This is a genomic window from uncultured Croceicoccus sp., from assembly GCF_947496385.1.
In the GTDB taxonomy this organism is placed as follows: Bacteria; Pseudomonadota; Alphaproteobacteria; order Sphingomonadales; family Sphingomonadaceae; genus Croceicoccus.
In genome coordinates this window covers 373,055-381,331 of sequence record NZ_CANMCP010000003.1, presented here as the reverse complement: position 1 = coordinate 381,331, position 8,277 = coordinate 373,055, and the positions used below count along the sequence as shown (strand labels likewise).

Below are 8,277 nucleotides of genomic sequence, written 5' to 3'. Positions count from 1 at the left end.
CCAGAAGGCGCAACACTGCTCGGTGACAAGGGCTATGACAGCAACGCCATCCGCGAAGCCGCTGCCCGCAAGAACGCGTGGGCCAACATTCCGGCGCGATCCAACCGCAAGCAGCGCTTCACTTTCTCCGGTTGGGTCTATCGCCAGCGCAACCTCGTCGAGCGCTTCTTCAACCGCATCAAGCACTTCCGTGGCATCGCCACCCGCTATGACAAGTGCCCCGACAACTATCTCGCCGCCGTCAAGCTCATCTGTGCACGAATCTGGTGCGCCGCGTTATGAGTCTACGGCCTAAAAAAGGCCACCGCGTATTTCGCCAGAAATGCAAAGTGAGATACGCATTTGTTGCTGAGCATCGTGATCGTTTTGGCGTGCGGGCGATGTGCCGCTGCCTCGCCGTGCAGCCCAGCGGTTACTATGCCTGGCAGAAGAGCCCGCTTAGCCAGCGGGCTCGGGAAGATGCCCCGCAGACCGATCTGATCCGCAAAGCTTGGAACGACAGCAGCAAGGTCTATGCCTACCACAAGCTGCACGATGACCTTCTGGATCATGGCGAAACCTGCTGCCCCAACCGCGTTGCACGGTTAACCAGGCTAGCGGGTATCAAGGCCCAGGTCGGCTACAAGCGCCGGCCTGGCAGCTATGGCGGCAAACCTTCCCTGGCGGTCGACCAAAAGCTGGATCGCCAGATCTTTACTCGCGCCGCGTGGTGGGTTGGTCGATGCAGAACCGCCAGACTACTGATGGGGTGCTGCAGGCGCTGCACATGGCGGTATGGCGGCGCAAGACGAAGCATCGGGTGCTGATCCACTCGGATCAGGGCTCGCAGTTCACCAGCATGGATTGGGCTTCCTTCATCCGGGCTCACAATCTTGAGCCTTCGATGAGCCGGCGCGGCTACTGCCATGACAACGCCGTCGCCGAGAGCTTCTTCTCCTCACTCAAGCGTGAGCGCATTCGGCAACGCACCTACAAAACACGCGAGAAAGCCCGGCAGGACGTGTTCGATTACATCGAGATGTTTTACAACCCGGTCCGCAAGCAGGTCAGGAGAGGGATGCGGTCACCCGCACAGTTCGAACGGCAGCACATTTTGAAAGCAGAAGACGTCTAGAAAACTAGGGGCTACTCACAGACCTATAATCTGCTCTTCCGAAAACGTTGAACGCTTCATCGTCTGCCCTTCCTTCAGGCCAGACCTGACGATGATTCACTGCTGTGGATTCCCAAGCTGCTGAAAATCTGATTCGGTAGCGCAAGCAGATGGAGGCTTACGATGGCGGCGGCGATTGTTGATCGATCAAATTACCTATCATTGGAAATGCGCCGGTTTGCCCGGCAATGCAGTGATGCAGTCGGCCTTTAGCGGTGGCCGCGATTCTGGGCAGCGGGAGCCGGAGCGAGGCAGCGAAGTTGGCCGGCGTGACCTTGGAGATCGTGGGAGATTGGGTGCTGCGATTCAATGATGGCGGTCCCGGCGGCCTGGCGAAACGCAAGGAGCCGGGGCGCGCCTCGCTTCTGAAAGATGCACAGCGCGCCCGGCTCTCCGAGATGGTCGAGACCGGCCCGATCCAGCTATCGATCACACGCCACACCATCGGGCGCGAACTTCGCGCGATGGGCTAACGCAAGCTATCGGCGCGGCCCCGCCATCGCGGCCAGAAGCCTGCCGGCATAACCATTTCTAAAAAAGTTCGCTGCCTGCCAGAGGCAAATCAGACGCAGCCTCCCGAAAGAAACGCGTGTAGAGCTGTGGTGGCAGGATGAAGCCCGTATCGGTCAGCGGGCCAAGCTCACTCTCCGCCGGAAAAGTATGACAAAAGACCGTCGCCGCTGAAGATGAGACACGATCATCAGCTTGGCTCTTTGTTGCGATCTGTCCTGCTCAGGGCAATGCTGCCGGCATCGTCATGCTCCGGTGCAACAGCGAGGCGATGAGTATGCATCTGGAGGGCATCGCTCTCCACATTGCGTCGAGGGCCAATGCCGTATCAAATCCTGAAAAGGCAGGATGGCAGGGACCGGCGGGACTGGTCGTCCCCTCCAGCATCACGCTGATGACGCTGCCGCCACGATGCCCCGAACTTAACCCGGTCGACAACTTCTGGCAGTTCATGCGCGACAACTGGCTGTCGAACCGCACCTTCAAATCCTACGACGACATCGTCGACCATGGCTGCTTCGCCTGGAAAAGGCTCGCTAATCAGACTTGGCGCACCTTGTCCATCGGACGTCGTCGATGGACCCATGGGTCATGATCAACGCGCCTTGGTATTAGTCGGTTTCGTGGAGGGTCTCGATACTACCCGAATGCCTACCGCCCCTGCAGGATCCGGCAATAGTCTAATCCAGTTGAAGAGATTGCAGATATCACTTAATTTTGGAAATGCGCTCATGACATTCTCGCTGGCTCTCGGCGCAGCAGAAGTTCTGAACCGACCCTCAGGCGCGATGAACATTCTACAAAAGCAATCGTGCGTGCAAAGAATGCGTTGAGTCCGAAACGCGTCTTTGCCTTCCGGAAAGTGCTAAATAAATCTCATCTTTTTGCACCTTATGCCCGCAACTGGGCCGCATGCAATGCGGCGGCTATTGCTTCGGAACAGAAAAACTTCCGGTCACGCGGCCACTATTGCGGCGAACCATCCCACCTTCGTTAGCTATCGCCGCGGAACTAGCCGTGCTGCCATTAACGCTGGACACGCCGGTATTGAGATCGATTGTAAGCCGTTCGCCGTTTAACGTGTCGGACCCGCGGCGCAGAGCAACGTCGCCTGTCAACGTAATTATTCGGCGGTTGAAATCATAAACGCCCACGTCCCCGCTCGCGGTTTCGGTGGCGCGCATAACCCGCACGCCGCCCGTCGCCGCGATCCGCTGAATACGCAAGGTACCGGTGTCGGAGTAATTGACGATGGTGCGTTCCGCCGTCAGCCGCAAATCTCCCTGATCGATGACGACATCACCCGACAGGACGACGCGGTTCGAACGGTCCTGCAATTCGATGCGATCGGCGGCATAATTGACTGGCTGATCCGAATTAAAACCTGCGATGGACTGCGCCGACAAGGGTGAACCGGCGAATGCTGCGACACCGGCAAAGGTAAGGGCGAAGGCCGCCACGCCCGCCTGAACCGGTGTCGGAATGCGCGAAAGTATTTTCGATCGGATCATTGCGGAAGCCTCAATTCGCCCGGAACCATGCGCAGGCGTGCATCGCCGATAAGCGAAACCGTGCGGTCCTGCAAATCCACTTCGAGGCGATCGGCGCTGAACCGGCCCGACGGAATTTTGCCCTCGATCCGCCCTTCGCCGACGAGCGATTGGGAGGCGAGATCGATGGACACATTGCGCGCCATCAACCGATAGCCGTCCGCCGCGGTGAAATTCACCACTCCGCCGACGTCAATGCGCTCGTCCCCGAAATCGTAAAGACCTCGGCTCGCCGTCAATTGGGCCGGCCCCTCGTTCAACAAGATACGCGCGATGAGCGAATCAAGTTCGACCTCGCGAATCGCTTCGGTACGCTGCACCGCTTCGCCCGCATTGATGGAGAACGGGCGCCCCTTGTCATCCGCCCCGCGATACATCGCCCGTTCCACCGCCATGCGGTTGTCAGTCAATGCAACCTTGTTGCGATCGAGCAGGAAGCTGATCTCGCTGCGCGGGGCGAGCGGGGCGAGCACCATGAGCGCGGCCACCACGCCGATCGCGATGGGAAGCGCGAACAGCAGAACCCGGATCAGCCGGTCATGCCCGCCACCGGGACGCGCCACGTGGCGGCGTTTGTCGCGGATGAGTTCGGCCTGTGCGGTCATGACGATCCATATGGGGGCGGGGCGGCGGATTGAAACCTGCGACCCGGGAGGGGGCGGCGCCGGCTATCCTCAGGCTTCGTGGCTGAATATATCCTTGTCTTCCCACCCGGCGATGTCGAGCAGCGCGCGCGTCGGCAGGAAATCGAAACAGGCTTTGGCCATGGCGGTACGGTTTTCGCGCTCCAGTCTTTCGCGAAAAATCTCTACCATCGCGTGCAGGAAGCGGACATCAGAGGCGGCATAATCCTTCTGTGCATCGTTGAGCGTCGGCGCGCCCCAGTCGCTTGATTGCTGCTGCTTGGAAATATCCTTGTTCAGCAATTCATTGACCAGATTCTTGAGCCCGTGCCGGTCGGTGTAGGTCCGGGTCAGCTTGCTCGCGATCTTGGTGCAGAATACGGGCGCGGCCATCACGCCGAGGTAATACTGGATCGCGGCGAGGTCGAAGCGGGCGAAATGATAATATTTCTCCCGCGCCGGATCGGCCAGCACCGCCTTGAGGTTCGGCGCGTCATACCGGCTGTCGGGCGCAAACCGCACGAGATGTTCGTCGCCGTTGCCGTCCGCGATCTGCACGACGCAGAGCCGGTCGCGCCGGGTGACGAGCCCCATGGTTTCGGTATCCACCGCGATCGGGCCGGGGGTGAGCACGCCTTCGGGCAGGTCTTCTTCATGAAAATGCACTGTCATGCCCTTGCCCTTAGGCCGATTGGCGAAAGAGGGGAAGGGGGGTGGCGAGCGCCGCGTCTGATGGCTAGGCATACGAGCCATGACCGACCATGCCGTACCGCCCGCCTGGGCCCCGATCCTCGCGCCCGTTCTCGACCGGCCGGAGGCGCGGCAACTCGGCGGCTGGCTTAGGGCGGAGGAGGATGCCGGGCGCACGATCTACCCGCCGCGCGGGCAGCGGCTGCGCGCGCTCGAACTCACCCCGCCCGACGCGGTGCGGGTCGTGATCCTGGGACAGGACCCCTATCACGGGCCGGGGCAGGCGAACGGGCTGGCGTTCTCGGTCGCAGGGTCGCAGAAGCTGCCGCCCTCGCTCCGCAATATCTTCAAGGAGCTGGAGGCGGATTGCGGGACGCCCCCGCCACCCGGTGGCGATCTGACGCGATGGGCGGAGCAGGGCGTGCTCCTGCTCAACAATGCATTGACGGTGGAGGCAGGGGCCGCCGGCTCGCATCAGAAACGCGGGTGGGAGCCGATTACCGATGCGGTTGTGGCCGCCGTCGCGGCGCAGGGCGCGCCGACCGTCTTCATCCTGTGGGGCAGCCACGCGCAGGGCAAGGCGGACCGGATCGGCCTGTCGGACGATGGCCCGCACTGCGTCATCCGGTCGCCGCATCCCAGCCCGCTTTCAGCGCATCGCGGCTTTTTCGGCTCAAAACCGTTCAGCCGCGCCAACGCGTTCCTCTCCGAACACGGGCGCGGCCGAATCGACTGGTAAAAGGGCGGGGTTCAGGCGGTTTCGTCGATCTTCAAGGTGCCGCGCCGCACTTGGTCGCGTTCCATGCTTTCGAAGAGCGCCTTGAAATTGCCTTCGCCAAAGCCTTCGTCGCCCTTGCGCTGAATGAATTCGAAGAACACCGGGCCGATGCTGGCCTCGGCGAAAATCTGGAGCAGGAGGCGCGGCTGGCCGCCCTCGGTCGACCCGTCGAGCAGGATGCCCCGCTTGCGCAATTCCTCCACCGCGACGCCGTGTCCGGGAAGGCGTTCTTCCAGCATCTCGTAATAGGTTTCGGGCGGCGCGGTCATGAACGGGACGCCGGTTTCCTTCAAACGGTCCCACGTCTCGAACAGATTGTCGGAGATGAAGGCGATGTGCTGAATCCCCTCGCCATTATATTCGCGCAGGAATTCCTCGATCTGGCCCTTGCCGCCGTCGCCTTCCTCGTTGAGGGGGATGCGGATCTTGCCATCGGGCGCGGTCAGCGCCTTGGACGTGAGGCCGGTATATTCGCCCTTGATGTCGAAATAGCGGATCTCGCGGAAATTGAAGAGCTTCTCGTAATAATCGGCCCAGAACGCCATGCGCCCGCCATACACATTGTGGGTGAGGTGATCGATCCGGTCGAGCGCCGCCCCGCGCGGAAACCGTTCGACGCCGGGCAGATATTCGAAATCGATGTCGTAGATTGAGAGCGCACGTTCGTCGCCCTTGTGATCAGGATCGTCATAGCGGTCGACGAGGTAGATGATCGCATTGCCGATGCCGCGAATGGCAGGCAGGCGCAATTCCATCGGGCCGGTTTCGACCTCGACCGGCTCCGCGCCGCGTTCGAGCAGCTCGGCATAGGCCTTCCCCGCGTCCTTGACCCGGAATGCCATGCCGCACGCGCTCGGCCCGTGTTCCCGGCTGAAGAACCAGGCCGGGCTGCGCGGTTCGTAATTGGTGACGAGGTTGATTTCGCCCTGGCGCCACAGCGCGACGTCCTTGGACCGGTGGCGGGCCACCTTCGTAAAGCCCATGGCTTCGAATACCGGTTCCAGCATGCCTTTTTCGGGGGCGGAGAACTCGACGAATTCGAACCCGTCGAGGCCGATGGGATTTTCGAAAAGATCGGTCATATAGTTTGCTCCTCGTGAGCTTTGGAGTGGCGGTAAGGCGAATGCACGCGGTCGCCATCCTGCACCTGTTCGGGCGGGAAGGGCGCGGCATCGCGGTATGTTTCGTAGACGGGTCCGAAATCCAGCCCGACGAGCTCGTCGATCAGCTGCTGCGTGCTGTCGAGCACGAAATAGACCTTCTGAAAATCGTCGATCGCATAGGCAGTGCGCATGACCCGCACCGGATCGAAATGCAGGCGCAGCACGTTTTCATCCTGCACCGAATAGACCGTTTCGCCCGAGGACGACACGATCCCCGCGCCGAACGCCTTCAGCCCCGCATCGGTCTGCATCAGCCCGAACTCCACCGTGTACCAGTATATCCGTGCCAGCATGTCGAGCGCGTCCATCGTCATCGCCTTCTCCCCCGCCTGTCCGTAGGCGGCAAGGAAATCGGCGAACACGGGATCGAGCAGCATCGGCACATGGCCGAAGAAATCGTGAAACAGATCGGGCTCGACCAGATAATCGAGCTCCTTCTCCTCGCGGATCCAGACGGTCACCGGAAAGCGGCGATGGGCGAGATGGTCAAAGAAATTGGCATCGGGAATGAACCCCGGCACGCCGACGAGGGTCCAGCCCGTCGCCGCCTCGATCACCGCGTTCGCATCCTCGAATCGGGGAATGCCGCCGGCGCAGTCCAGCCGGTCCAGCCCGGCGAGAAATTCCGGCGCGGCATGTTCGCGCACAATCGCGCTTTGCCGGGCATAGAGACGGCGCCAGCGGTCGTGCTCCGCCTCGCTGTAATCCTCCCAGCCCTGTGGCACGGTCCAGTCGTCCGCCGCTTGGCTGTAATCGCCGCGAAGGTCGCTGGTGCTCTTTGCTGTCGACGGTGTTTCCATGGTCCTCAAACTAACACGGACGGCAAAGGGTTTCCGTGCGCAATTGCCACGTCGACGGGCGGCGGGTAGGGGATTTCACCAATAATACGGATTTTTGAGGGGATTTTCGTTGGAACTGGACGCTTTCGACCGTGCAATCATCGCTGCCCTGCAAAAGGATGGGCGGATGTCCATCGCGCAGCTGGCCGAAACCGTCGCCCTGTCACCCACGCCGGTGAGCCGCAGGCTCAAGCGGCTGGAAGAGGACGGTCTCATCACGGGCTATGCCGCGCTGCTCGACGGACGGATGCTGGGCCTCGCGCTCGAAGCCTATGTGCAGGTGAACCTCGAACGGCACGAGGACGAGATCATCGCCCATTTCGAAGCGGAAATCGCCGCCAACCCACATATCATCACGTGCCATGCGGTGACCGGCGACATGGATTATCTGCTCCATGTCGTGGCGCGCGATGTCGATCATCTCAGCCAGATCACGTTGAAGACCCTGCTCCGCATCAGGGGGGTGCGGGACGTGAAATCGGTCATCGCGCTGGAGGAGGTCAAGCGGACCCGGGCGCTGCCCCTGCAATAGGGCGCATCGCGGCATAGGCGGTCCGCAGGCCGGGCCGGAAACCGGCGCTTTCGTAAAACCGGTAAACGCGCGGGTCGGCCCGCCCGCTTTGCAACAGCACCTGATGGCAATCGAGCGTCCATGCGTGAGCGAGCGCCGCGGCCACGACCGACCGGCCAAGACCGCGCCCGCGCCATGCGGGGTGCGTCATCACGTTTTCGAGGAAGGAGTGGGAGCGTCCCTCGCGCAGGATGTTGGGCGCGGTGACGAGCATGGATGTCGCGGCAATTTCCTGCCCTGCGACCGCGACGAAGACATGCGCGAAACGGCTGTCCATCGTCTCCTGCCAGATCGCCGCGGCCCGCGCAGGGGGCCGCGCTGCCGGGCTGACTTCGCATGTCGCGAAGAGCGCCAGCAGCGCGGGAAGATCGTCCATCCGCGCGAGGCGGGCGGGCGCCAC

Annotated in this window: 10 protein-coding genes and 2 pseudogenes; 6 read left to right on the top strand and 6 right to left on the bottom strand. The window is 61.8% G+C overall.

All coding sequences use genetic code 11. From position 1 onward, the window contains the following. The 4 genes and pseudogenes from Q0897_RS07575 to Q0897_RS07560 form a co-directional block, all read left to right on the top strand. On the top strand, positions 1-282 hold a 282-nt coding region (locus tag Q0897_RS07575), incomplete at its 5' end, for a transposase (protein ID WP_299308625.1). A gap of 11 nt (positions 283-293) precedes the next feature. Continuing rightward, positions 294-1,114, top strand: a pseudogene (locus Q0897_RS07570) (IS3 family transposase); the annotation flags it as partial. A 254-nt stretch (positions 1,115-1,368) separates the two neighbouring features. Further along, on the top strand, positions 1,369-1,626 hold the full coding sequence (locus tag Q0897_RS07565) for a helix-turn-helix domain-containing protein (RefSeq protein ID WP_239805078.1): 258 nt from the start codon (positions 1,369-1,371) through the stop codon (positions 1,624-1,626). Between the two features lie 215 nt (positions 1,627-1,841). After that, positions 1,842-2,258 (top strand): annotated as a pseudogene (locus Q0897_RS07560) (transposase); the annotation flags it as partial. Between the two features lie 331 nt (positions 2,259-2,589). On the opposite strand, the gene Q0897_RS07555 reads toward Q0897_RS07560, so the two are convergent. The 3 genes from Q0897_RS07555 to Q0897_RS07545 all read right to left on the bottom strand — a co-directional run bounded on the left by Q0897_RS07555 (position 2,590) and on the right by Q0897_RS07545 (position 4,508). Next, complete coding sequence (locus Q0897_RS07555) at positions 2,590-3,174, bottom strand: LptA/OstA family protein (RefSeq protein ID WP_275588717.1); 585 nt, start codon at positions 3,172-3,174, stop codon at positions 2,590-2,592. Further along, entirely contained in the window at positions 3,171-3,818 is a 648-nt protein-coding gene (locus Q0897_RS07550; protein WP_299308624.1) for an LPS export ABC transporter periplasmic protein LptC, read from the bottom strand. The genes Q0897_RS07555 and Q0897_RS07550 overlap by 4 nt, the downstream gene beginning before the upstream one ends. Positions 3,819-3,887: 69 nt before the next feature. Then, the gene (locus Q0897_RS07545; protein WP_299308623.1) at positions 3,888-4,508 is read right to left on the bottom strand and encodes a ribonuclease D; all 621 of its coding nucleotides are present in this window, start codon (positions 4,506-4,508) and stop codon (positions 3,888-3,890) included. A 79-nt stretch (positions 4,509-4,587) separates the two neighbouring features. Here Q0897_RS07545 and Q0897_RS07540 point away from each other — a divergent pair, with 79 nt between their 5' ends. Continuing rightward, positions 4,588-5,265 carry a uracil-DNA glycosylase gene (locus tag Q0897_RS07540; protein ID WP_299308621.1) on the top strand — a complete coding sequence of 226 codons (678 nt, stop codon included), beginning with the start codon at positions 4,588-4,590 and terminating at the stop codon, positions 5,263-5,265. Positions 5,266-5,276: 11 nt separating this feature from the next. Here Q0897_RS07540 and hppD read toward each other — a convergent pair whose 3' ends face one another. Both hppD and phhA read right to left on the bottom strand, forming a co-directional pair. Further along, a complete protein-coding gene (gene hppD / locus Q0897_RS07535; protein WP_299308620.1) occupies positions 5,277-6,386 on the bottom strand; it encodes a 4-hydroxyphenylpyruvate dioxygenase in 1,110 nt (369 codons plus the stop codon). Further along, complete coding sequence (gene phhA, locus Q0897_RS07530) at positions 6,383-7,267, bottom strand: phenylalanine 4-monooxygenase (protein ID WP_239805072.1); 885 nt, start codon at positions 7,265-7,267, stop codon at positions 6,383-6,385. Before phhA ends, hppD begins: the two co-directional genes overlap by 4 nt. A 94-nt stretch (positions 7,268-7,361) precedes the next feature. On the opposite strand from phhA, the gene Q0897_RS07525 reads away from it, so the two are divergent. Then, complete coding sequence (locus tag Q0897_RS07525; RefSeq protein ID WP_338026389.1) at positions 7,362-7,838, top strand: Lrp/AsnC family transcriptional regulator; 477 nt, start codon at positions 7,362-7,364, stop codon at positions 7,836-7,838. On the opposite strand, the gene Q0897_RS07520 is transcribed toward Q0897_RS07525, so the two are convergent. Further along, on the bottom strand, positions 7,807-8,277 hold the full coding sequence (locus Q0897_RS07520; protein WP_299308617.1) for a GNAT family N-acetyltransferase: 471 nt from the start codon (positions 8,275-8,277) through the stop codon (positions 7,807-7,809). The genes Q0897_RS07525 and Q0897_RS07520 overlap by 32 nt on opposite strands.